At 71.4% G+C, this 24537-nt stretch carries 21 protein-coding genes; 13 read left to right on the top strand and 8 right to left on the bottom strand.

Annotation, left to right across the window (positions count from 1 at the left end; all coding sequences use genetic code 11):
* Positions 1-290, top strand: a 290-nt coding sequence (locus tag ESO89_RS10190) for a ketopantoate reductase family protein (RefSeq protein WP_277750263.1), incomplete at its 5' end; no start/stop codon positions are given.
* A 77-nt stretch (positions 291-367) separates the two neighbouring features.
* On the opposite strand, the gene ESO89_RS10185 is transcribed toward ESO89_RS10190, so the two are convergent.
* Positions 368-589, bottom strand: a complete 222-nt coding sequence (locus tag ESO89_RS10185) for a DUF7556 family protein (protein WP_128905406.1) — start codon at positions 587-589, stop codon at positions 368-370.
* 322 nt (positions 590-911) lie between these two features.
* Here ESO89_RS10185 and ESO89_RS10180 point away from each other — a divergent pair, with 322 nt between their 5' ends.
* Genes ESO89_RS10180 through ESO89_RS10170 form a run of 3 tightly spaced genes read left to right on the top strand, consistent with a single transcriptional unit; the run spans position 912 to position 4205 of the window.
* Positions 912-1760 carry a CBS domain-containing protein gene (locus ESO89_RS10180; RefSeq protein ID WP_128905405.1) on the top strand — a complete coding sequence of 283 codons (849 nt, stop codon included), beginning with the start codon at positions 912-914 and terminating at the stop codon, positions 1758-1760.
* Positions 1761-3557, top strand: a complete 1797-nt coding sequence (glyS, locus tag ESO89_RS10175) for a glycine--tRNA ligase (protein ID WP_128905404.1) — start codon at positions 1761-1763, stop codon at positions 3555-3557.
* A 3-nt stretch (positions 3558-3560) separates the two neighbouring features.
* Positions 3561-4205 (top strand): dolichol kinase, encoded by a 645-nt coding sequence (locus ESO89_RS10170; protein WP_128905403.1) that lies wholly within the window; start codon positions 3561-3563, stop codon positions 4203-4205.
* A 196-nt stretch (positions 4206-4401) separates the two neighbouring features.
* Here ESO89_RS10170 and ESO89_RS10165 read toward each other — a convergent pair whose 3' ends face one another.
* The 3 genes from ESO89_RS10165 to ESO89_RS10155 form a co-directional block, all read right to left on the bottom strand.
* Positions 4402-4539, bottom strand: a complete 138-nt coding sequence (locus ESO89_RS10165) for a DUF7560 family zinc ribbon protein (RefSeq protein WP_128905402.1) — start codon at positions 4537-4539, stop codon at positions 4402-4404.
* Positions 4540-4698: 159 nt separating this feature from the next.
* On the bottom strand, positions 4699-5454 hold the full coding sequence (locus tag ESO89_RS10160) for an ABC transporter permease (RefSeq protein ID WP_128905401.1): 756 nt from the start codon (positions 5452-5454) through the stop codon (positions 4699-4701).
* Positions 5451-6569: an ABC transporter ATP-binding protein gene (locus ESO89_RS10155; protein ID WP_128905400.1), complete on the bottom strand. Its 1119-nt coding sequence runs from the start codon at positions 6567-6569 to the stop codon at positions 5451-5453. The genes ESO89_RS10160 and ESO89_RS10155 overlap by 4 nt, the downstream gene beginning before the upstream one ends.
* Before the next feature lie 144 nt (positions 6570-6713).
* Here ESO89_RS10155 and folP point away from each other — a divergent pair, with 144 nt between their 5' ends.
* From folP to ESO89_RS10140, 3 genes are all read left to right on the top strand, one after another.
* Positions 6714-9452 (top strand): dihydropteroate synthase, encoded by a 2739-nt coding sequence (gene folP, locus ESO89_RS10150; protein WP_128905399.1) that lies wholly within the window; start codon positions 6714-6716, stop codon positions 9450-9452.
* A 36-nt stretch (positions 9453-9488) separates the two neighbouring features.
* Complete coding sequence (locus ESO89_RS10145) at positions 9489-10925, top strand: DHH family phosphoesterase (RefSeq protein ID WP_128905398.1); 1437 nt, start codon at positions 9489-9491, stop codon at positions 10923-10925.
* Between the two features lie 143 nt (positions 10926-11068).
* The gene (locus ESO89_RS10140) at positions 11069-12139 is read left to right on the top strand and encodes an NAD(P)/FAD-dependent oxidoreductase (RefSeq protein WP_128905397.1); all 1071 of its coding nucleotides are present in this window, start codon (positions 11069-11071) and stop codon (positions 12137-12139) included.
* A 154-nt stretch (positions 12140-12293) separates the two neighbouring features.
* On the opposite strand, the gene ESO89_RS10135 is transcribed toward ESO89_RS10140, so the two are convergent.
* On the bottom strand, positions 12294-12443 hold the full coding sequence (locus ESO89_RS10135; protein ID WP_128905396.1) for a 50S ribosomal protein L40e: 150 nt from the start codon (positions 12441-12443) through the stop codon (positions 12294-12296).
* A gap of 128 nt (positions 12444-12571) precedes the next feature.
* Entirely contained in the window at positions 12572-12841 is a 270-nt protein-coding gene (locus ESO89_RS10130) for a thioredoxin family protein (RefSeq protein WP_128905395.1), read from the bottom strand.
* 149 nt (positions 12842-12990) lie between these two features.
* On the opposite strand from ESO89_RS10130, the gene ESO89_RS10125 reads away from it, so the two are divergent.
* From ESO89_RS10125 to hisE, 3 genes are all read left to right on the top strand, one after another.
* Complete coding sequence (locus tag ESO89_RS10125) at positions 12991-13155, top strand: preprotein translocase subunit Sec61beta (protein WP_128905394.1); 165 nt, start codon at positions 12991-12993, stop codon at positions 13153-13155.
* Between the two features lie 108 nt (positions 13156-13263).
* The gene (gene pdxT / locus ESO89_RS10120) at positions 13264-13857 is read left to right on the top strand and encodes a pyridoxal 5'-phosphate synthase glutaminase subunit PdxT (protein ID WP_128905393.1); all 594 of its coding nucleotides are present in this window, start codon (positions 13264-13266) and stop codon (positions 13855-13857) included.
* Entirely contained in the window at positions 13854-14219 is a 366-nt protein-coding gene (gene hisE, locus ESO89_RS10115) for a phosphoribosyl-ATP diphosphatase (RefSeq protein ID WP_128905392.1), read from the top strand. Before pdxT ends, hisE begins: the two co-directional genes overlap by 4 nt.
* A gap of 14 nt (positions 14220-14233) precedes the next feature.
* On the opposite strand, the gene ESO89_RS10110 is transcribed toward hisE, so the two are convergent.
* Positions 14234-14665, bottom strand: a complete 432-nt coding sequence (locus tag ESO89_RS10110) for an SHOCT domain-containing protein (protein ID WP_128905391.1) — start codon at positions 14663-14665, stop codon at positions 14234-14236.
* Between the two features lie 168 nt (positions 14666-14833).
* Here ESO89_RS10110 and ESO89_RS10105 point away from each other — a divergent pair, with 168 nt between their 5' ends.
* From ESO89_RS10105 to ESO89_RS10095, 3 genes are all read left to right on the top strand, one after another.
* Positions 14834-17101, top strand: a complete 2268-nt coding sequence (locus ESO89_RS10105; protein ID WP_128905390.1) for a hypothetical protein — start codon at positions 14834-14836, stop codon at positions 17099-17101.
* Positions 17102-17217: 116 nt separating this feature from the next.
* The gene (gene leuS, locus ESO89_RS10100; protein WP_128905389.1) at positions 17218-19965 is read left to right on the top strand and encodes a leucine--tRNA ligase; all 2748 of its coding nucleotides are present in this window, start codon (positions 17218-17220) and stop codon (positions 19963-19965) included.
* Positions 19966-20048: 83 nt separating this feature from the next.
* Complete coding sequence (locus ESO89_RS10095) at positions 20049-22967, top strand: DEAD/DEAH box helicase (RefSeq protein WP_206731747.1); 2919 nt, start codon at positions 20049-20051, stop codon at positions 22965-22967.
* A gap of 49 nt (positions 22968-23016) precedes the next feature.
* Here ESO89_RS10095 and ilvA read toward each other — a convergent pair whose 3' ends face one another.
* Positions 23017-24228 carry a threonine ammonia-lyase gene (ilvA, locus tag ESO89_RS10090; protein WP_128905388.1) on the bottom strand — a complete coding sequence of 404 codons (1212 nt, stop codon included), beginning with the start codon at positions 24226-24228 and terminating at the stop codon, positions 23017-23019.
* Positions 24229-24537 lie beyond the last annotated feature (309 nt).

The raw sequence follows: 24537 nt of genomic DNA, 5'->3' as shown, positions 1-24537 counted from the left end.
CGGCCCGCGAGGCGGCCCGCGAGGTCGCGCGCGTCGCGCGGGCCGGCGGCGTGGCGCTCGACGAGGAGGCGGCGGTCGCCGCCGTCGAGCGCGTCGCCGCCGACACCGCCGCCAACCGGTCGTCGATGCGTGAGGACGTGGCCGCCGGCCGCCGGACCGAGGTCGACGCGATCTACGGCGCCGCGACCGAGCGCGCGGACCGGTTCGGCGTGCCGGCGCCGACGTGTCGGACGATCGCGTCGCTGATCAGAGCGTGGGAGGTCGGAGAAGGGGTCCGCGAGTCTGCGTGATGCGGTGGGACCGTCGCGGTGGGATCGTCGAGCCGGGCGAACCTGACGCTCCCGACAGTCGGGGATCGACTACCGGCTCAACACCACTCTTCGAGGACGGTGGCGTCGGTCTCGTCGACCGAGACCCACGCGTTCTCCCGGGAGACGTCCGCGATCACGAGCTCCGGTCGCGACTCCGAGGAGTCGATCGACGCCATCACGTCCGGCGAGTCGTCGGCGTCGAGGGCCGGGTCCGTCGGCAGCGCCGTCCGGCGGTGATCGGGGTCCGGGTCGTCCCATGGAGTGGAACTCCGTGACATGGTTGTGGATTGTTCACAGTACGTATAAGCGTTCCGGACCGAGAGCGTCCGCCGTCGGCGGATCGGCGTTTCGAGTCGGTATTCGGGGACGAGAGGCCCTGTCAACCGTCGATCACGGAGCCATTGTCGGAGCAGGGCGTCGATACGACGAACAGGTCTGATAGTTGTCAGGAACTCGATTCGGGGGCGACGAGACGCGTCGGGATCTCGCGGGTTCGTCTCTCGGCACCCGACGAACACCGGCGATATCCGCCGGTCAGCCGCCGGCCGCTCACGAACCACCTTCGCAGTATACAAGAGGTGGCACGGAGTATGGCGGTGCATGAACGTATCAGACGCCATGACGCCGCGGTCGGATCTCGTCGTCGTCGAGATTCCGGGGAGCCGGAACGACGTGTTGGAGTACATTCAGGAGTACGGCTTCTCGTCGGTGCCGGTCGTGAAAGACGTCGACGGCGACGAGGTGTACCGCGGGCTCGTCTCCCGCGACGACCTGATCGAGCAGCCGGACGAGGACCAGCTCGCGCTGCTGATGCGCGGGGTGCCGACGGTCGGCGCCGACGACGCGATCGGCGACGCCGCCGCCACGATGGTCGCCGAGAACTCGCGCCGGCTCCCGGTCGTCGACGGCGATCAACTCGTCGGGATCATCACCGTCACGGACGTGGTGCGGGCCATCGCTCGCGGCGAGATCGACGGCGACACGGAGGTCGGCGGGCTCGCGACCCGCGCGGTCAACGCGACCCACACGGAGACCCCGCTGCCGGTCGCGGAACGGGAGATCGGGCTGGCGAACATCCCCTACGCCGTGGTACTCGACGACGACGCCGCGACCGCCGGCATCCTCACCGAGGTCGACGTGCTGGAGGTCGCTCGCGTCGTCGAGGGCGAGGCCAGCACGGGCGACTCCATCGCCGAGCAGGACTCCGAGTGGTCGTGGGAGGGGATCAAGGCGACCGGCGCCCGCTACCTCCCGACCCGGAACGTGGAGCTGCCCGTGGGGGCGGTCCGCCACTTCATGACCGAAGAGCTCGTCACCGTCAGCGGTACGCGGACCGCCAAGGAGGTCGCACAGGAGCTCATCAGCAACGACATCGAGCAGGTGCCGCTGGTCAACGGCACCGACCTCGACGGCATCGTGCGCGACGTGAACCTGCTGGAGGGGTTGTAGATGGCGTCCGCGGCGATCGTCGAGCTGGCGAAGCGGCGCGGGTTCTTCTTCGGCTCGAACGGCGCGTACGGCGGCACCGCCGGCTTCTACACCTTCGGCCCGCAGGGCGCGGCGCTGAAAAAGAACGTCGAGGACGCGTGGCGCGACCGGTTCACCCTCCGGGAGGGGAACCGCGAGATCGAGGCGCCGACGATCATGCCGGAGCCCGTCTTCGAGGCGTCCGGCCACCTCGACACGTTCGACGACATGCTCGTCGAGTGCCCCGAGTGCGGCGAGTCCCACCGCGCCGACCACCTCGTCGAGGCCGTCACGGAGATCGAGGACGCCGAGGCGCTGCCCGGGTCGGAGGTCGAGGAGCTTATCGCCGACAACGACATCGCCTGCCCCTCGTGCGGCACCGCGCTCGCGGGCGTGACGGTCGAGGACTTCAACCTTATGTTCGCGACCGACATCGGCCCCGGCGACGCCCAGCCCGGCTACCTCCGGCCGGAGACGGCGCAGGGGATCTTCGTGGAGTTCCCGCGGCTGAAGGAGTACGCCCGCGGGAACCTCCCGTTCGGGATCACCCAGATCGGCCCGGCCTACCGCAACGAGATCTCGCCGCGCGGCGGGCTCCTCCGGCTGCGCGAGTTCACGCAGGCCGAGCTCGAGCAGTTCATCGACCCCGAGGCGGACGAGCCGCCGCTGGACCGCGTGCGCGACGTGTCGGTCCGGCTGTACCCCGCGACCGAGCAGCAGGCCGAGGACGGCGAGTACGCCGAGACCACGATCGGCGAGGCGGTCGACGAGGGGGTCATCGGCTCCCCGTGGGTCGGTTACTACCTCGGCGTCGCGAAGGAGTGGTACGAGCGGGTCGGCGTCGACCTCGACCGCTTCCGGTTCCGTCAGCACCTCTCGGGCGAACGCGCGCACTACGCCTCCGACTGCTGGGACGCGGAGAGCGAGGTCGACGGCGACTGGATCGAGATCGCGGGGTTCTCGTATCGGTCCGACTACGACCTCTCGAAACACGACGCCCACGGCGACGACGCGTTCACCGTGTTCAAGCGCTACGACGAGCCGAAGTCGGTCGAGCGCGCGACCGTCGACCCCGACATGTCCGTGCTCGGCCCCGAGTTCGGGGGTGACGCCGCCGCTGTCGCCGAGGCGCTCGAAACCCTCGCCGAGCGCGACCCCGACGCGTTCGACGCCGAGACGGTCGAGGTGACCGTGGGCGAGGGCGACGACGCGGAGGCCCACGAGGTCGACGCCGACGTGGCGGACTTCGCGGTCGAGACGGTGACCGAGAACGGCGAGCACGTCACGCCGCACGTCGTCGAGCCCTCGTTCGGCGTGGGCCGGACGGTCCAGACCCTGCTGGCGCACAGCTACAGCGAGGACGAGGTCGACGGCGAGGAGCGCACGTACCTCTCCTTGGAGCCCGAGGTCGCGCCGCAGGACGCCGCGGTGTTCCCGCTGGTGACCAACGACGACCGGCTCACCGAGCTGGCCGACCGGGTCGCCGCCGACCTCCGCGAGGCGGGGCTGGCGGTTGCGTACGACGACTCCGGCTCGATCGGGCGGCGCTACCGCCGACAGGACGAGATCGGCACCCCGTTCTGCGTCACGGTCGATCGCGACGGGATCGAGGGTGACGGCCCCGAGACGGTGACCGTCCGCGAGCGCGACTCCGCGGCGCAGGTCCGGGTCCCGGCCGCGGAGCTGGCCGAGGAGCTGGCCGCGCTCCGCGCCGGCGGCGAGTTCGACGCGCTGGTGGACCGGTACGAGACCGTGGCGACCGACGTCGAGACCAACTGACCCGTGCCTCTTCCGGCGGCGGAGTGGCGGGCCGAGGTGGAGTTCGAGCGACGGCTGGTCCACGCGAGCGGCACGCTCTTCCCGGCCCCGTATCTGCTCGGGTGGCTCACCTGGACCGAGACGGCCGCGGTCCTCGCCGTCGGCGTCGCGGTCGTCGGCCTGCTGGAGTTCCTCCGGCTCGTCGTCGGGCTCGATCACGCCGTCTACCGGCATCTCACCCGGGAGTACGAGTCCGACAGCGTCGCCGGCTACGCGATGTATCAGGTCAGCACCGCGGCGGTCGCGGTCGCCGCGGTCCCCGCGCTCGGTATTCCCGGCATGACGCCGACGCTCGCGGTCCCCGCCATCTGGATGGTGTCGCTCGGCGACCCCGTCAGCGGCGCGCTCGGGGACAACGACGCGACCGAGTCGAAGCGGCCCGCCGCGTGGCTCGCGATGTTTCTCGTCAGTCTCGCCTTGGCGCTCCCCTTCACCGTGCCGACGTTCGGGGCCGGCGTCGGCGTCGCCGTCGCGCTCGCCGGCGCGGTCCCCGCAGCGGTCGCCGACGGCCTCCCGCCGGTGATCCGGGGGGTCACCGTCGACGACAACCTCACCATCCCGCCCGCCGCGGCCGGCGGGATGCTCCTCGCGGTCACGGCGTTGGCGTAGGAGTCGGATCGACGAGCGGGCGGTCGGAGCGAGGCGATCACGCGATCCGAGAGACACTACCGAACGCGGGCGCGCTCACCCTGACCGAACGAGAGGCGTCTCGGCGCCGAACGTCGCTTCTCGGCGCCGAACGTCGCTTCTCGGCGCCGAACGTCGCTTCTCGGCGCCGAACGTCGCTTCTCGGCGCCGAACGTCGCTACTCGGCGCCGAAGTCGTCCTCGCTGGCCGCGGTCGTACAGACCGGACAGCCGGTGGCGAGGATCGTCTCCCGCATCTCGTCGTTGACCTCGATGGTCTGCGCGCAGTCCGAACAGGTGAATTGAACGGTGGGCAACGCTTTCCCTCTCGTTGTCGGGGACGGCGTCAGGCGATATAAATGACCGGCTTCCGTTTCGGGGGCCGGGAATCCCGCGTCTGGACCCCGGACTATCCGGCGTTCGCGTCCCGGCGACCGCGCGCCATCCCCACTCTCGTTGCTCCACTACTCGACCCCTCAATCGGTCCGGGGGACCGCGGACGCGCCCAGCGCGAGGAACGCGACGGCGAGGACCGAGAGCACCGCCAGATCGCCGACCCACGGTCCCGGCTCGTAGACGATCGCCCGCGTCCCGCGGGCGAAGTACGTCAGCGGCGAGGCCGCAACCGCGGGCAGGAACCACTCCGGCAGCAGTCCGGGCGAGACGAACGTCTCGGAGAGGAAGAGCAGGGGGAGCGCGACCGTGTTGCTCGCGGCGATCACGCCGTCCTGCGAGTCCGCGAGCGCACCGAGCAGCGCGCCGAGCCCGCAGAAGAGCGCGACGGCGACGGCGACGAAGACCGGCAGCGCCGCCAGCGCGGGCGAGACGACCGGCTCCGCGTCGGTCACGACCAAGACGAGGCCGAGGATGAGCAGGCTCGCCGCGCCGATGATCGCGACGTTGACGAGCGTGTGCGCGAGCAGCCACTCGGCGCGCGAGAGCGGCGTCGTCGCCAGCTTCTCGAACCGGCCGCCGTCGCGGTGCCGGGCGATCTCCGAGCCGACCCGCGAGAGCGGCGTGAAGAGGACGACGACCGCGAGGTAGCCGGGGATGTAGTAGCCGGCGGGCTCCGCGAACAGCCCGCCGCCGGTCGGCTGCGTCTGGACCAGCGCGCCGAAGATCAGCACGAGGATCACGGGGAAGAAGAAGGTGAAGAACACCGCCGTCCGCCGCCGGAGGAACGACCGCGCCGCCGCGCTCGCCTCGGTCGCGATCCGCCCGAACCGGCTCATCGGTCGCCTCCGTCAGGTGCGACCTCGTCGCCCGCGCGGTCCGCACCGTCCCCCCCCGACCGCGGCGAGTACTCCTCTCCCGTGAGCCGGAGGTACACGTCCTCAAGCGAGGGCTCGGACCACGCGAGCGACTCGAAGGCGACGCCGGCCGCCTCCAGCGCGTCGACGGCGTCGCCGATCCCCTCGGGCCGGACGCCGCCGATCCGGAGGCCCGTACGGGCGGAGTCGACCTCGGGTGCGGGTTCGGCCTCCGCCGCCGACCCGTCCGCGAGCGTCTCTCGAAGCGCCTCTCGGACCGCCTCGGTGTCGGCCTCGTCAGCCGGCCCGTCGAGCGCGACTTCCAAGCTCGGCTCGCCGCCGTGCTCGGCGATGAGTTCGTCGGGAGCGCCGACCGCGACGACCGCGCCCTCCCGGAGGAGCGCGACGCGGTCGGCCAGTCGCTCGACCTCGTCCATCGCGTGGCTCGTGAGGAAGACGGTGGTCCCGTCGCCCGCGAGCCGCTCGATCAGGCGGTGGATCGAGCGCCGGCCGGCCGGGTCGATCCCCGTGGTCGGCTCGTCCAGGAAGAGGAGGTCCGGGTCGTTGACGATGGCGGTGGCGACGCAGGTCCGTCGCTTCTGGCCGCCCGAGAGCGTCTCGTACCACGCGTCGGCGTCGTCGGCCATCCCCACGTCCCGCAGGACGGGCTCGGTGTCGCGCGCCGCGTCGTACAGCCCGCCGTAGTAGTCAACCAGCTCGGCCGCCGTGAGCCGCTCCGGCGGGTCGAACGACTGCGGGAGGAGCCCGATCCGCTGCGGGTCGACCTCGCGCGGCGGGGTGCCGAACACCCGTAGGTCGCCCTCGGCCTCGGTCGTCCCCGTCAGCGCGCGGATCAGCGTCGTCTTCCCCGCGCCGTTGGGACCGATCAGCCCGAACACTTCGCCGGGCTCGACCCGGATGTCGACCCCGTCGAGCGCGACGACATCGCCGTACGACTTGCGGACGTCCTCGCCGACGACGACCGGGGAAGAGTCGGCGGTGGCGCCGGCGTCGGCGGCATCAGTGGCGTCGGTTGCGCCGCGATCCGGCTCTCCGTCCTCGGCCGCGGACGCCGACGCGGCCGCAGTCTCGTTCATGCGACGAGGTCGGGGTGCCGCGCGCGTAAGGGTTGCTCTTCCGGGCGGGGACAGGTTGTCGGATGAAGGGGGAGAAGTCGAGCGAGGCCGCGAGACCGTTCCCGGTCCGTTACGCCTAAGCGACGGCGAGCCGACCCACGGCGTATGCACTACCACGAGGCGGCGGCGTTCCTCTTCGACCTCCGCCGTTTCTCGGTGAAGCCGGGGACCGAGCGCGTGGCGGCCCTCCTCGACCGGCTCGGAAACCCGGAGGAGGACGTGTCGTTCGTGCAGGTCGCGGGCTCGAACGGGAAGGGGAGCACCGCGCGCATGACCGAGTCGGTCCTGCGCGAGGCCGGGCTCTCCGTCGGCCTCTACACCTCCCCGCACCTCTCCGCGCTCGCCGAGCGGGTCCGCGTCGACGGGCTGGCGATGACCGAGGACGCGATCGCCGACTTCGTCGAGGAGGTGAAGCCGTGGCTCGTCGACCGCGCCGCGGCCGGCGAACCGCTCACCTTCTTCGAAGTCGTCACGGCGATGGCGGTTCACGACTTCGCGCGCCGCGAGGTCGACGTGGCCGTCTTAGAGGTCGGGCTCGGCGGCGAGTACGACGCCACCAGCGCGGTCGACCCCGTCGCGACCGCGGTCACCAACGTCTCGCTCGAACACACCGCGGTCCTCGGCGACACGATCGAAGAGATCGCCCGCACCAAGGCCCGGATCGCGGACGCCGGCGCCCCCCTCGTTACCGCCTGCGAGGGCGAGGCCCTGTCGGTCGTCCGCGAGGTCGCCGACGACGCGGGCGCCCCGGTCGCGACGGTCGCGGGGGCGGGTGATGGCGCCGAAACCACCGACGGAGAGAGCGAACCCGCCCTCTCCGTCGCCTACGAGGGGCGCGTCAGCCCGACGGACGCCGCGGTGACGCTCTCCGGCGAGGCGACCGGCACCTACCGGATCCCCCTCGTCGGCGACCATCAGGCGACGAACGCGGGGATCGCGGTCGCGCTCGCCCGGCGCACCGCGGCCGCCCTCGCGGACGGGACCGACGGCTCCTCGCCCACCCTCCCCGAAGCAGCGGTCCGCGACGGCCTCGCACGGGCGACGTGGCCCGGCCGGTTCGAGGTGGTCGACACCGCCCCCCTGACGGTGCTCGACGGCGCGCACAACCCGGCGGCCTGCCGGACCCTCGCGGGGACCCTCGCCGAGTACGACTACGACGACCTCCACCTCGTGTACGGCGCCATGCACGACAAGGACCACGCGGGCGCCGCGAGCGCGCTCCCCGCGGCCGCCTCCGCGGTCACCTGCCGCCCGGACCTCGACCGCGCGGAGGACCCCGAGGTGTTGGCGGCCGCGCTCCGGAACGCGGGCATCGACGAGGTGACCGCCGGCGACGACGTGGCCGCCGCCCTCGACGCCGCGGTCGAGCGCGCCGCCCCCGACGACTGCGTGCTACTCGTCGGCTCGCTGTTCGCGGTCGCCGAGGCCCGCGCGGCGCGAATGCGGACCGTGACGCCGCGGTCGGTCGGCGGGGGCGACCCGGTCGCGAGCGCGGCCCACGCGCTCGACGTCGGCGGGGTTCCGGCCGACGGGGCCGAATCCGGCGCGGGCCGACCGCGACGCGAGGCGGTCGACCACCGCGTCCTCTCCCTCCGACTGCGCGGCGACCGCGCGGAACGCCTCACGGCCGCCGTCCGCGAGGCCGGCGGCGACGCCGCGATCGGCGGGCTCGGCGGCGGCGAGGGGCGAGTCCCCGGCGGCGAGCGCGTGCCCGTCACGCTCGCGGGCACGGTGGCGGAGTACCGCGGACTGATCGGTCGGCTCCGCGAGCGCGAGGACGACGGGTTCGCGGGGATCGCGGACGACATCGCCGACCGCCTCGGGATCGACGGGGACTCGCGAGACGCCTCCGCTCCTGCCGACACCCGCCCCGACGACTCCGCTACCGCCGACACCCGCCCCGACGACTCCGCTACCGCCGACACCCGCCCCGACGACTCCGCTACCGCCGACACCCGCCCCGACGACTCCGCTGCCGCCGACTACCCGTGGTCCGACGGCACCGCAGTGATGGGCGTGCTCAACGTCACGCCGGACTCCTTCCACGACGGGGGGCGACATGCGGCCCTCGACGACGCGGTCGCGGGCGTCGAGCGGATGGCCGAGGCCGGCGTCGACATCGTCGACGTTGGCGGCGAGTCGACGCGACCCGGCGCCGAGCCGGTCACGGTCGACGAGGAGATCGGCCGGGTGGTTCCGACCCTCGAAGCGATCGGGTCGGTGCCGGCGGTCGCCGACGGCGACGTGCTGGTCTCGGTCGACACGCGGAAGCCGGCGGTCGCGGCGGCGGCGCTGGAGGCGGGCGCCGACGTCATCAACGACGTGACCGGGCTGGCGGACCCGGAGATGCGCGAGGTCGTCGCCGACGCCGGCTGTCCGGTCGTGGTGATGCACAGCCTCGACGCGCCCGTCGACCCGACGAACGACCCCGAGTACGACGACGCCGTCGACGACGTGATCGCGGCGCTCCGCGAACGACTCGCGCTGGCCGAGACCGCCGGGATCGACCGCGAGAAGGTGATCGTCGATCCGGGAATCGGCTTCGGCAAGTCGGCCGCCGAGGCGTTCGAGCTGATCGACCGCACCGGGGAGTTCGCCGCGCTCGACTGCCCGGTGCTGATCGGCCACTCGCACAAATCGATGTACGGCGCGGTCGGCCGGGAGCCGGACGACCGCGAGCACGCCACCGTCGCCGCGACCGCGCTCGCCGCGGACCGCGGCGCCGACATCGTTCGCGTCCACGACGTGGCGGAGAACCGCGCCGCCGTCGACGTCGCCGCCGCGGTGAACGGGTCCCTTCGCGAGGGAGAGGAGGCGGCGGCGGGAAGCGACGCCGACGAATGACGGCAGCGTTTTGCGTCGCGGCCCCCTCGCGCCGGTATGGCCCGGCGTCTGCTGCTCGGCTGTAGCGCGGTCGGGAACACGCTCGTCGAGCGCACCCGCGAGGCGCGCGGCGAGCTCGTCGCGATCACCGACGACACCGGGTGGGCCTCGACCCTGCGCGACCGCAACGTCGCCACCGTGGAGGCCGATCCGACCGGCCCCGCGACGTACCCCGACAGCGCCGCGGTCGTGCTGGTCGCGAGCGACGACCCGGCAAGGAACGTCGCCGCCGCGGAGGCCGCGCGGCGCCGCTACCCGGACGCGATGATCGTCGCGCACGTCGGCACGAACCCGACCGCGGCCCAGCAGGACGCGCTGGCGGCGGTCGCCGACCGCGTCGTCGACCCGGTCGAAGCCGTCGTCTCGCGCGTTCGCGAGGCGACCGGCGTCGACGCCGACGAGGAGCCGGTCCGTCTGCTGCGAACCCTCCGGAACCTCTCCGGTCCCCTGCTCGTCGTCGCGCACGACAACCCCGACCCCGACGCCATCGCGAGCGCGCTCGGGCTGGCGCGGGTCGCCGAGGAAGTGGGGGTCCCCGCGGACGCCTGTTACGGCGGGGAGATCGCCCATCAGGAGAACCGCGCGATGGTGAACCTCTTGGACCTCTCGCTGCGGACCTTCGACGAGGTCGACCTCGACGACTACGGCGGGGTGGCCCTCGTCGACCACTCGCGCGCCGGGATCAACGACAGCCTCCCCGAAGACCACCCGGTCGATATCGTCGTCGACCATCACCCACCGCGAGGGCCGGTCGCCGGCGAGTTCGTCGACATCCGGCCGGACGCGGGCGCGACGAGCACGCTGATCGAGGAGTACCTCTCGCGGCTCGGTATCGAGCCGGAGCAGGCTCTCGCGACCGCGCTGCTGTACGGCATCCGGATCGACACGAGGGACTTCACGCGCTCGACCTCGATCCCGGACTTCGAGGCGGCCGCGTCGCTGTCGGCGTTCGCAGACGAGTCGACGCTCGAACGCGTCGAGAGCCCGAGCGTGAGCCCGGAGACGCTTCGCGTCCTCGCCCGCGCCATCGAGGACCGGGACGTGCGCGGCTCGACCGTCGCCTCCTGCGTCGGCGAGATCGGCGACCGCGACGCCCTCGCGCAGGCGGCCGAGCGCCTCCTCGATCTGAACGGGATCGCGGTGACGTTCGTGTTCGGCTACATGGACGGGACGATCTACGGCTCCGCGCGCGCCCGCGGAGCGGACCTCGACGTGGGCGAACTGCTCCGGGACGCGCTCGACCCGGTCGGCTCCGCCGGCGGGCACGCGACCATGGCCGGCGCGCAGGTCCCGCTCGGCCTCTTGGAGGAGGTGTCCGACGAGGAGTCGCTCGAAGACGTCGTCGAGGCGTTCGTCGCCGGGCGCTTCTTCGAGGCGCTCGACGACGCCCCCTCGGCGCCGACGGGGACAGTGCCGGAGTTCCCGACCGACTGAGGGCGTGCTCCCGGATTCCGTCACTTCCGCTGTCCCGGTTCTCGTCCCTTCCCCGCTGTCCCGGTTCTCGTCCCTTCCCCGCTGTCCCGTCGCCTGCGCCCGAGGGCGCAACCTACATACTTCGCGGCGGCAAACTGGTGTCCATGACCGACGACGTCGTCGAACACCGCCGACTGATCATCGCCGGCACCGGGATCGCCGGGCTCTCCGCCGCAATCTACGCCGCGCGGTCGAACAACGACCCCCTGCTCATCGAGGGCGACGAGCCGGGCGGGCAGCTCACGCTCACCACCGACGTGGAGAACTATCCCGGCTTCCCCGAGGGGATCTCCGGGCCGGAGCTGATCAACGACATGAAAGCGCAGGCGACGACGTTCGGCGCCGAGACCCGCAACGGGGTCATCGTCGACGTCTCGAAGGAGCCCGCGGGCCACTTCCGCGTCGAGCTCTCCGACGGCGACGTGTACACCGCCGACGCGTTCATCGCCGCCTCGGGCGCCAGCGCGCGCACCCTCGGCGTCCCCGGCGAGGACGAGCTGATGGGGTACGGGCTCTCGACGTGCGCGACCTGCGACGGCGCGTTCTTCCGCGACGAGGACATGCTCGTCGTCGGCGGCGGCGACGCCGCGATGGAGGAGGCGAACTTCCTGACGAAGTTCGCGGACACCGTCTACATCGCCCACCGCCGCGAGGAGTTCCGCGCCGAGGACGTGTGGATCGAGCGCACGATGGAGCAGGTGGAGGACGGCGAGATCGAACTGCTCTTCAACACCGAGCTCACCGAGATCCACGGCAGCCCCGAAGAGGGCGTCGACCACGTCACCCTCGTCGAACACCCGGACGGGCATCCGAAGGAGAAGCTGGCGGACGCGGCGACCGCCGACGAGGTCGACGAGTACGACTTCGACGTGGGCGCCGTCTTCTTCGCCATCGGCCACACCCCGAACACGGACTTCCTGGAGGGGACCGGGATCGAGACCGACGACGACGGCTACCTGATCACCGAGGGCGGCCGCGGCGGCGGACAGACGCGCACCGGCGTCGAGGGCCTCTTCGGCGCCGGCGACGTGGTCGACTACCACTACCAGCAGGCGGCCACCGCCAGCGGGATGGGCGTGAAGGCCGCGCTCGACGCCGACGAGTACCTCACCGAGCGCGAGCGCGCCGGCGAGCTGTACGAGCCGGCCGCCGACGCCGCGGCCGCGGACGACTGAGGCGACGGCGTTCCCCGCCGAGCCGAGACGCGCTCCGACGGTCACGGACGCGACCACCCGATCGCGGCCCGCGTCGGTGCTCCCGCCGGCGACGGCCGACACCGGTCGCTCGGGAGGCGGTCTGCAGTAGAAACGGAGAGGGTCGGTGACCGGTCTAGGCCGCGCGGCGTTCCTTCGCCTTCGGACGGAGGTTCGTGTAGCCGCACTTGCGGCAGCTGTCGGCGTCGGGGGAGTTGCGGGCGTTACAGCGCATGCAGATGTGTCGGTCGAGGTTGCGGCGTTCCGCGGCGTCGAAACTGGCCATACCGCTACTGTCGGGCCGACGCTGTAAAAGGTTGCGAGACGCGGCGGGTCGGATCGAGTTCCTGAGAGCGGTTCGAAGGCTCGCGGCTCCCTCGAAAACCCGTATTCCGTGATTCCGTGATCCAGCCGTTACGCGCCAGCTTCCGACAGTGCGGCCTCGATGTCCTCGCGCTGGGTGACGCCGACGAAGCGGTCGACGACGCCCTCGTCGTTCTCGACGATGAGGGTCGGCAGCGAGCGCACCTGGTACTGGTTGGCCACGTCCTGATCCTCGTCGACGTTCACCTTCTGCAGCTCGAAGGCGTCGCCGAGGTTCTCCTGGATCTCCTCCAGAATCGGGTCCTGCGTCTTGCACGGGCCGCACCAGTCAGCGTGAAAATCCAGCAGTCGAACAGTCATTATCCGACGCAATCTATCGCCGGACCGCGCATAAGGGTTTCCCACTCGTGCACGCGCCGGCGTCAGACCGCGGCCGCCGCTCCCCGCTTCGGACCCCGGAACGGTCGCCGAACGAAACGTTTACGACGCCGCGAGGTCCACCATCGGCCATGAGCAGTGGTTCCAACTCCGGCGGGCTGATGTCCAGCGCGGGGCTCGTCCGCTACTTCGACAACCAGGGCCGGGACGCGATCTCGATCGACCCGAAGACCGTCCTCGCGTTCTGCGTCCTCTTCGGCGTGTTCGTCCAGATCCTCTCGCTGACCGTCGCGTAAGCCGACCGATCCGGGGTTCCTGTCGCCGTTTCTCCCGCGTTCCGCAGCGTCCCGCTTCTCTCGGTCCGTAGCGCGCCCTTTTTGCCCGTCCCCCACCGACCGGTTCCCATGCAAGCAGGCGTCATCGCCGTCCAGGGGGACGTGGCCGAACACGCCGCCGCCGTCGAGAGTGCCGCGGCCGCCCACGGCGAGCCCGCGGACGTGGTCGAGGTCCGGGACGCGGGGATCGTCCCCGACTGCGACGTGCTCCTCATGCCGGGCGGGGAGTCGACGACCATCTCGCGGCTGATCCGCCGGGAGGGGATCGACGAGGAGCTCCGCGACCACGTCGCGGCCGGCAAACCGGTCCTCGCCACCTGCGCGGGGCTCATCGTCTGCTCGCGCGACGCGAAGGACGACCGGGTCGACGCGCTCGGGCTCGTCGACGCCTCCGTCGACCGCAACGCGTTCGGCAGGCAGAAGGACTCCTTCGAGGCGAAGGTGCCTGTGACCGGACTCGACGAACCCTTCCACGCCGTGTTCATCCGCGCGCCGCTCATCGACGAGGTGGGCGAGGGCGTCGAGACGCTCGCGACCGTCGACGGCCGGCCGGTCGCGGTCCGGGACGGTCCGGTGGTCGCCACCGCGTTCCACCCGGAACTCACCGACGATCCGCGGGTCCACGACCTCGCCTTCTTCCCCGAACGCGAGGTGGTCGCGTGAGCGACCCGGACGCGGGTGCCGACGGGAGCGACGACGCTCCGGACGCCGAAGACGAGGCCGAAGATCCGGAGGTTCCTCCCGAGGCCGTCCTCGACGAGCTGTTCGCCACCATCGAGTCGCGGAAGGCGGAGCTGCCCGAGGGGTCGTACACCGCCTCGCTGTTCACCCACGAGAAGGGCGAGAACGCCGTCTTAGAGAAGATCGGCGAGGAGTCCACGGAGGCGATCCTCGCGGCGAAGGACGACGACCTCGACGAGCTCACCTCCGAGAGCGCCGATCTGGTCTACCACCTGCTGGTGCTGTTCGCGATGAAGGACCTCGACCTCGACGACCTGCGCGAGGAGCTCCGAGACCGTTTTTAAGCGCGTACCGCGCCCTACCGCTCCCGTTCCAGCTCCCGGTTGATGTCGTCGAGCTCTCGATCGATGTCGTCGCGCTCCTCCGCCTCCAGCTCGCTCGCGATCCGGCGCTCGAACTCCGCCTCGCTGATCTGTCCCTCGACGTACTGCCGGCGGAGTCGGTCCTGCCGGCTCTCCGTGGCGTCACTAGCCGCCGACATCGACGCTGACGCCGACCGCGACCCCCCGAGCGAGTCGCTCGCGGAGCGGTCAGCGTCGCCGCCGAACAGCCACGCTCCGGTCCTGTAGAGGACGTAGACGATGCCGACGAACACGGCGAGCGAGACGATCCCCGAGACGATCGCCCACGCGAGACTCAGAAGCGCCGAGACCACGGAGACGACGACGCTGACGCCGATCAGGACCGCGATCGCGACCGCGCCGTAGTAGAGGGCCTTCTTGAGAGCCATCGGCGGATATGACGGGTCCGGGCGCAAATACCTTCTCCCGGGTCGATCGCTCCGCCGGTCTGTCCGTCAGAAGACTTATTCGCCGCTGCGGTCGTGACCTAGTGAAATGCATCCGGAGTCGCGGTCTTCCACGGAAATCCTGCCCACGGGCGAGCCGGAGGTGCGCCCGTGACCGATCGCGACGCCGCCGGCGCCGATCGGTCCGGTCCCGACGGCGGCCGGTCCGACTCCGGCGTCGACCGGCGGGCCGTCCTCGGCGCGCTCGCGGGAGCCGGGAGCGCCGCGGTCGCGGGCTGTTCCGGCTCCGACTCCGACTCGGCGCCGAGCGACGGCGAAACGGGCGGCCTCGATCCGGAGACGCTCGACGAGCTCGCGGCCCGGTTCGCGCCGACGCTGTACTTCGATTCCGCCGAGCCGTGGTTCCCGACCGATCCGCGGCCGTACACGGCCGAGGAGGACGGCGAGACGGTCGTCGACGGGTTCGCGGCGTTCGACGGCTACCACGAGCGGTACGACGAGGCGGGCGAGCCGCCGAATCCGACCGTCTTCTACAACGGGGTCCGGTACGAGGACTCCCCGCTCGCGGTCGTCCAGTTCTGGCTCTACTCCGCGTTCGACCAGTTCACCGCCAACTTCCACTGGCACGACTGGGAGGTGCTCCACGTCTTCGTCGACCTCGACTCCGGCGACCCGCAGCTGTACGTCGCCAGCTCCCACTCCCGCAGCGTGCCGAACAACGAGTTCCTCGATCCCGACCCCGACGCGGTCCCGCGTATCCTCTCCGAACTCGGCTCGCACTCCAGTACCCTCTCGATCAACGAGAGCCTCGACCAGTTCCAGCGCGTCGGCGAGGAGGGACTGCTCGCGGACATCACGAACGCGACGATCGACACCGTCGAGGACCTCCTCGGAGTCCCCATCGCGTACGGGCTCCCCCGCGACGAGGGGACCCGGCTCCCGTTCGTCGTCCCCGAGTACGAGGGCGCGCCGATCTACGAGCATCCGGACCTCCCCTCGGTCACCGCAGAGTCGCTGGTCGACGGCGCGCTCACTGTCCGGTCGCTCGACGCGCTGGGGTCGCCACCGACCGACCTCCCGTTCCGGGAGACGGGGATCGCCTTCCGGCACGCCGACCGCGAGGACGCGGTCGCGGACGAGACCGCCGAGGAGGTGATCGGGTACGAGCTCGTCGAGACCGCCGAGCTGGAGGGGATCGCGGCGTTCACCGGGCCGCAGCTGAGCTTCGAGTTCGCGGTCCCGGAGGCGGTCGAGGACGCCGTCGCCGGCCACCTCACGACCACGGGCGTCCCGTGGGAGCAGCCGCGCTACGAGAACCCCGCGCTCGACGTGAGCGCCGGCAACCACCGGTCGGAGCTCGCGACCCGGTACGACGCCGTCGCCGACGAGGAGTCGTTCGCCGACGCGGCGACGGGCCAGCTCGACGCGGTCGTCGCCCGCGTCACCCGGGCGACCGAGAGCGACGAGGCCCCCGACGGCGAGGGGCTGACGACGACCGACGCGACCACCGAGTCGGTCGTCCTGATCGAGAGCGACCCGGAGGCGGTCCCCACGTTCGGCGGCGGGATCGCGGTCGCGAACGGAATCCCGGAGGGCGACCACCGACTCACGGTCAACGGCGCGGGGCAGGCGCCTCACAGCGAGGGGCTGACGGTCGCCGCGGACGAGCCCGTGACGACCGCGGGCGTCGACGGCGAGATCCCGCTCGTCGCTCGCGAGAGCGCGACGAAGGTGGAGCTGTCAGACAAAGAGAGCGACACCGACGTGACCCGGTCCGCGATCGAGGACGACTTCGCCGGCCGGATCTACGACTCGGCGGTCGACGGGAGCGACGCGGTGTACGTCCATGCGGGCGGCGCGTACACGACCGAGGTGCGCGACGCCGACGACGAGGTCGGCGCGTATCGGGTCAATCCGGACCCGCCGGGGTCGGACGGTGGAGACGGCGGGAACGGCCCGATCCGGATCGACCGCCCGGCGACCGGCGCGGCGTCGCTCGCCGGGTTCGTCGCGGACATCGCCGAGGAGACGCGGGCGGAGGTGGCGGCCGCGGCCGAAGGCGGTGGCGGCGGCGATGACGACGGCGACGATGACGACGGCGACGATGACGACGGCGACGACGGGAGCCCCGGCCGCGGCTCCGAGGGCGGTGGCCCGTCGAACGCGGTAAACGGGCTGGAACGCGCCCTCGCCGCCGCGGTCGACGCCGCGGAACGGGCCGAGGAGCGCGCCCGCGAGGGCGACGGCGAAGGGACGAACCGTCAGTTGGAGAACGTGCTCGATCGGATCGTCCGAATCCGGGAGCGCCTCGCGGCGGCGCGCGAAGGGCTCCCGCCCGGTCTCGCGAACGCGACCGACAGGCGAGTCGAGCAGGCGGTGCGGCGCGTCGGGCAGGCACGCGACGCGGAGAAGCTGTAGGCGGTCGGAGCCCGCGCGTCCTCGGCCATCCCGTCCGGGGGAAGGAGCGGCGTGTCACGGCCCATCACCGGATGGAAAGCTATACGACGCCGACCCGACCACGAGTATATAAGCAGATGTCTCAGGAGGGTTACGACCACACCGCGGTCGAGAAACGGTGGCAGGAGGCGTGGGACGACGCCTCCGTGTATCGCACGCCGGACGAGGTGGACGACCCCACCTACGTGCTGGGGATGTACCCGTACCCGTCCGGGAAGCTCCACATGGGCCACGTCCGCAACTACACGATCACGGACGCGTACGCCCGGTACCGCCGGATGCGCGGCGACGACGTGCTCCACCCGATGGGATGGGACGCGTTCGGGCTCCCGGCCGAGAACGCCGCCAAGGAACGGGACACGAACCCCCGCGACTGGACGTTCGACTGCATCGGCACGATGCGAGGCCAGATGCGGTCGATGGGGTTCGGCTACGACTGGGACCGCGAGGTCACCACCTGCACCCCCGAGTACTACCAGTGGAACCAGTGGCTGTTCCGCCGGTTCCACGAGGCGGGCCTCGTCGAGCGGCGCGACGCCGAGGTGAACTGGTGTCCCTCCTGTGAGACCGTCCTCGCCGACGAGCAGGTGGAGGGCGACGACGAGCTGTGCTGGCGGTGTGACACACCCGTCGAGACCCGCGATCTGGACCAGTGGTTCCTGTCGATTACGGAGTACGCCGACGAGCTGATCGACGCGATCGACGGGCTGGAGGGGTGGCCCGACTCCGTGCGCCAGATGCAGCGCAACTGGATCGGTCGCCAGCACGGGACGACGCTGGACTTCCATATCGGCGAGGCGCGAAGCGCCTCGAACGGGCGCGGCGAGGGGACCGAGCCGCGGGAGTACGGCCCCGTCGAGGCGTTCACCACCCGCGTCGACACGATCCACGGCGCGACGTTCTTCGCGCTCGCGCCCGACCACCCGATCAGCGAGGAGCTGGCGGAAACGGACGCGGAGGTGCGGCGCTTCATCGAGGAGGAGGCCGACCCCGAGGGCGACGAGCCGAACGGGGTCGCGACCGACCTCACCGCCACCAACCCGGCCACGGGTGAGGAGATCCCCGTGTTCGTCGCCGACTTCGTCCTCTCGGACGTGGGGACGGGCGCGCTGATGGCGGTGCCCGGCCACGACGACCGCGACCACGCGTTCGCCGAGAAGATGGGCGTCGACATCGAGCCGGTGATCGCCCCCGAGCCCGACGACTGGGACGGCGAGACGGTCCCCGACGCGCCCGACGTGAGCGAGGCGGCGTTCACCGACGACGGCGTCGTGATCAACTCGGGCGAGTACAGCGGCCTCGACAGCGAGAGCGCCCGCGAGCGGCTCACCGAGGACATCGAGGGCGCCGAGGCGACCACCCAGTACCGCCTGCGCGACTGGGGGATCTCCCGCCAGCGCTACTGGGGGACCCCGATCCCGGTCGTCCATTGCGACGACTGCGGCTCGGTGCTGGTCCCCGAGGGGGACCTGCCGGTCGAGCTGCCGGAGTTCATCAACACGACCGGCAACCCCCTCGACGCCGCCGAGGAGTGGAAGGCGACGACCTGTCCGGAGTGCGGCGGACCGGCCACCCGCGAGACCGACACGATGGACACGTTCGTCGACTCCTCGTGGTACTTCCTGCGGTACGTCTCCCCGGGACTAGACGAGGCCCCCTTCGATCTGGACCGCGCCAACGATTGGATGCCGGTCGACCAGTACGTCGGCGGCATCGAACACGCGGTGATGCACCTGCTGTACTCGCGGTTCGTCACCAAGGTGTTGGCCGACGAGGAGGGGTTAGAGCACCGCGAGCCGTTCACGAACCTGCTGGCGCAGGGGATGGTCCAGCTGGAGGGCGAGAAGATGTCCAAATCGAAGGGGAACACGGTCTCCCCGCAGCGCATCGTCGACGAGTACGGCGCCGACACGGCCCGGCTGTTCATGATGCAGGCCGCCCAGCCGGAGCGCGACTTCGACTGGTCCGAGGAGGGCGTCAAATCGACGCACCGCTTCCTGGCGCGGTTGACGGACCTGGTCGGGGCGTACGCGGCGGGCGAGGTCGCGCTGGCCGGCGACGCCGAGGCCGCCGACCGCGACGGCGACGACACCGACCGCGACACGATCGACGACTACGTCGCCGACGAGATCGACGCCGCCGTCGCCATCGCGGGCGGGGAGTACGACGACCTCACGTTCAACGTCGCGCTCCGCGAGGCGCAGGACCTCGTGGGGACGCTCCGGAGCTACCGGGGCCACGCCGACCCGCACCCGGAGACCTACGAGCGCGGGCTGGACGTTGCCGTCCGCCTGCTCGCGCCGGTCGTCCCGCACCTCGCCGAAGAGCTGTGGGAGACGCTGGACCGCGACGGGTTCGTCGTCGAGGCCGACTGGCCGACCGCGACGGTCGACCGCGAGACGGTCGAGCGCCGTCGCCGGCTGGTTGCGAACACCCGCGAGGACGTGCGCGACATCGTCGAGGTCGCCGGGATCGATGACCCCGAGCGGATCGACGTGGTCGTCGCGCCCGACTGGAAGTACGACGCGCTGTCGATCGCGATCGCCAGCGACGCCGACAACCTCATCTCGGAGCTGATGGCGGAGAGCCACATCCGGGAGCGGGGCGACGACGCGGCCTCCTACGGGCAGGACCTGCAGGCGAACCGCGAGGCGCTGCAGGAGACCCTGTCGGGCGACGAGGAGTACGAGGCGCTTCGCGCGGCCTCGTGGCTGATCGAGCGCGAGTTCGACGCTCCGGTTCGGGTCGAGCGCGCGACCGACGCCGACGAGAGCGTGGTCCGGAAGGCCGAACCGGGCCGTCCCGCGATCGACATCGTCGAATAGCGGTTCGGTCCGGTTTTCACGAAGCACACGTCGCACAGCGACGACCTTAATCGGCCGAGCGCCCAACATTCGACGATCACGTAATGTCGGAACCGTCGGGGATGGACGCGTTCGCGCACCTCGGGAGCGACCTCCGCGAGGCGCTCTCCGAGCAGGGCTTTTCCACGCCCACGGAGCCCCAACGCGAGGCGATCCCGCCGCTCGCCGACGGGAGGAACGCCCTCGTCCTCGCCCCGACGGGCACCGGGAAGACGGAGACCGCGATGCTCCCCGTCTTCGACGCGATCGTCGACGCCCGGAACGCGCCCGGCGACCAGCCCCGCGAGGGTATCTCCGCGCTCTACATCACGCCGCTCCGCGCGCTCAACCGCGACATGATGGACCGGCTGGAGTGGTGGGGCGACCGGCTCGGCGTCGAGGTCGCGGTGCGCCACGGCGACACCACCCAGTACGAGCGGAGCAAGCAGGCCGACGACCCGCCGGACGTACTCATCACCACACCGGAGAGCCTTCAGGCGATCCTCACCGGCTCGAAGATGCGCGTCGCGCTCGAAGACGTCGCGCACGTCGTGATCGACGAGGTCCACGAGCTCGCCGCCGCGAAGCGCGGCGCGCAGCTGACGGTCGGGCTCGAACGCCTCCGCCGGGTGGCGGGACCGTTCCAGCGGGTCGGACTCTCCGCCACGGTCGGCGACCCCGAGGAGGTCGGGCGGTTCCTCGTCGGGAGCGGGAAACGCGATCCCGACCGCCCCGGCGACCGCGAGTTCGAGATCGTCGAGGTCGCGGCCGGGACGCGGACCGACGTGCGGGTGCTCGACCCGCCGATTACGGACCGTGACACGACCCTCGCCGGCGAGCTGGCGGTCGACGAGACGACCGCGAGCCACGTCCGGACGATCCGAGAGATCGTCGCCGACCACGAGTCGACCCTGATCTTCGTCAACACGCGACAGACCGCGGAGGCGCTCGGCTCGCGGTTCAAGACGCTCGCGGAGCGGGAGGAGAGCAACGAGAACATCGCCGACCCCACCGAGATCGAGGTCCACCACGGCTCGCTCTCGAAGGACGTGCGGATCGACGTGGAGGACCGCTTCAAGTCGGGCGACCTCGACGGGCTCGTCTGCACCTCCTCGATGGAACTCGGGATCGACGTGGGGCGGGTCGACCACGTCGTGCAGTACGGGAGCCCCCGCGAGGTCGCCCGCCTGCTCCAGCGCGTGGGGCGCGCGGGGCATCGCCGCGACCTCGTGTCGGAGGGCACCGTCGTGACGCAGGGCGGCGACGACACGCTCGAAGCGCTCGCGATCGCGCGGCGCGCCGGCGCCGAGCTCGTGGAGCCGGCGGCGATCCACCACGGCAGCCTCGACACGGTCGCGAACCAGATCGTCGGGATCGTGATGGACGAGGGCGACGTTCACGCCCGCGAGGCGTACCGGATCGTCACGGATGCGTACCCCTTCAGCGACCTCTCCGAGCCCACGTTCCAAGAGATCGTCCGCGAACTCGACGGCAACCGCCTGCTGTGGCTCGACGAGGAGTCGGACACCGTAGAGAAGTCGGGCGGGACGTGGCAGTACTTCTACGCGAACCTCTCGATGATCCCCGACGAGTCCACCTACGAGGTGTACGACATGTCCTCGCGGCGGCAGATTGGCACCTTAGACGAGCGGTTCGTCGTCAACTTCGCCGGGCCGGGCGAGACGTTCATCCAGCGCGGCGAGATGTGGCGCATCACCGAGGTCGACGAGGAGGAGGAGCGCGTGAACGTCACGCCCATCGCCGACCCCGCGGGCGAGGTGCCCTCGTGGATCGGGCAGGAGATTCCGGTCCCCAAGCCCGTCGCCGAGGAGGTCGGGCGAATTCGCGGCGAGGCCGCCGAGGCGCTCTCCGCGGGCTCCACGCCCGAGGCGGTCGCGGGCGACCTCGCGGAGCGGTACCCGGCCGACGAGGGAACGATCGCGGCCGCGCTGAAACCGGTCGTCGACCACGTCGACGCCGGCCACTCGGTGCCCACGGACCGCCGGCTCGTGATCGAGGGGAGCGCGCGCACCGTCGCGGTCAACGCCGCCTTCGGCCACGAGGTCAACGAGACGGTCGCGCGCCTGCTCGCGGCGCTCGTCGGCCAGCGCGCGGGCTCGTCGATCGGGATGGACGTGGACCCGTACCGGATCGAGTTTGAGGTGCCACACGATGTCGACCCCGGCACGTTCCGCGAGGTGCTGGAGACGACCGACCCCGACCGGCTGGCGGCGTACCTCGAACTCGCCTTGAAGAAGTCGGACGCGCTCAAGTTCACGCTCGCACAGGTCGCCGCGAAGTTCGGCGCCGTCAAGCGCTACCGCGAGGGGAGGGGCCGATTCGGCGGCGACCGCCTGCTCGCGGCGCTGGAGGGGACCCCCGTCTACGACGAGGCGCTCCGCGAGGTGTTCCACGCCGACCTCGCGGTCGGGGAGACCGCGGCGCTGCTGGAGGGGGTGCAGGACGGGTCGATCGAGACCGCGATCGCCCGCGAGCGCACGCCCCTCGGCACGGCCGGCCGGTCCTCTGGCACGGAGTTCCTCGTCCCCGAAAACGCCGACGCCGACGTGATCGAGACGATCCGCGAGCGCATCCGGAACGACCGCGTCATCCTCTTTTGTCTCCACTGCGCCGACTGGACGCGCACGACGAAGGTGCGCCGCGTTCCCGACCGGCCGGAGTGTCCCGACTGCGGCTCGACGCGGGTCGCCGCGTTGAACCCGTGGGACGACGAGACTGTCGCGGCGGTCCGGGCGGCCGAGAAGGACGAGGAGCAGGAGCGCCGCACCGAGCGCGCCCACCGCGCCGCGAGCCTCGTCCAGACCCACGGGAAGCGAGCCGTGATCGCGCTGGCGGCGCGCGGCGTCGGGCCGCACAACGCCGCGCGGATCATCAACAAGCTGCGCGAGGACGAAGACGAGTTCTACCGCGACGTGCTCAGGCAGGAGCGCGAGTACGCGCGGACGCAGTCGTTCTGGGACTAGACTCGCCTCGACGCGGGCGCAGCGACCGGGCGTCCAGACGAGCCGCCGCTCACGAGAGCACTTCGACCTCGTAGCCGTCGGCTTCGAGGGCGTCGACGATGTCGGCGGCGTGTTCGGCGTCGTCGGTCTCCAGTTCGAGTTCGAGTTCGGCGGCGTTGACGGCCACGTCCCGCGAGGTGCGGTCGTGGTGGACCGCGTACACGTTCGCGCCGGTGCGGGCGACGATGCTGGAGACGCGCTCCAGTTCCCCGGGCCGGTCCTTCAGATCGATCGTGATCTTGAGGTACCGGCCCATCTGGACCAGTCCGCGGCGGATCACGGTGCCGAGGCGGTTGAGGTCGATGTTGCCGCCGCAGAGCGCGGCGACGATCGTCTCGTCGTCCTCGTACGCGAACGCCTCCGAGAGGACGGCCGCGAGCGCGACCGCGCCGGCCCCCTCGACCAGCGTCTTCGAGCGCTCCAAGAGGAGCGTGAGCGCGAGAGCGATCTCGCGGTCGTCGACCGTGACGACCTCGTCGACGTACTCCGACATCACCTCCAGCGTCTGCTCGCCGACGGACCGGGTGGCGATCCCGTCGGCGATCGTGTCGACGCTGTCGATCTCGCGGACCTCGCCCGCCTCCAGCGACTTCGCGGCAGAGGCCGCGCCCTCGGCCTGTACGCCGACGACCCGCACGTCCGGGAGCTGCGCTTTGATCGCGACCGCGACGCCCGAGATGAGCCCGCCGCCGCCGATCGGGACGACGACCGTGTCGAGGTCGGGACAGTCGTCGACGATCTCCAAGCCGATCGTCCCCTGTCCGGCCATCACCACGGGGTCGTCGAACGCGTGGACGTAGGTCCGGCCCTCCTCCCGCTCCAACTGGTGAGCGTACGCCTGCGCCTCGTCGTAGTCGACGCCCTCCAGCCGGACGCTGGCGCCGTATCCGCGGGTGGCCTTCACCTTCGAGACGGGTGCGAACTTCGGCATCACGACGGTAGCGTCGACGCCCGCGCGGTCGGCCGCCAGGGCGACCCCCTGCGCGTGGTTGCCCGCGCTCGCGGTGACGACGCCGGCCTCGCGCTCGGCCTCCGAGAGCGTGGCGATCCGGTTCATCGCCCCGCGGATCTTGAACGCCCCCGTGCGCTGGAAGTTCTCCAGTTTGAGGTGAACGTCGGCGCCGCTCATCTCGGAGAAGGTCCGCGACCGCTCTAAGGGCGTGTGCCGGGCCGCGTCGCCGACGCGCTCCCGCGCCTCGCGAACGTCGGAGAGACTGATCATACGCGGGTGTCGCCGCGCCGGCCGCTAATCGGTTCCGGTCCGTTTCGGTTCGCCGCCGAACGAGGCGAGCCGAGACCGCGCCGCGATCGAGCCGCGGGCTCGCCGTCTGTGAAAGGGGGGAATGCACGCGTGTGACGTGCAAGTAGAACGAAACGTGCCGAATACAAAAAGGTGGGGCTAGCGGAGTGGAAGTGAAACCGCAGGACTTCGGCGCCGTCATCGCTCCGTCAGACGGGATCTCAGGGGGTCAATCGCACTCGAACGTCCTCCCGTTCGAGGTAGCGATGGACTCGCTCGGAGAACTCCGAC

It is taken from the genome of Halorubrum amylolyticum, assembly GCF_004114995.1.
Classification (GTDB): Archaea; Halobacteriota; Halobacteria; order Halobacteriales; family Haloferacaceae; genus Halorubrum; species Halorubrum amylolyticum.
Note: the sequence above shows the minus strand (reverse complement) of the source record. Positions and strands in the feature narration are given on the sequence as shown.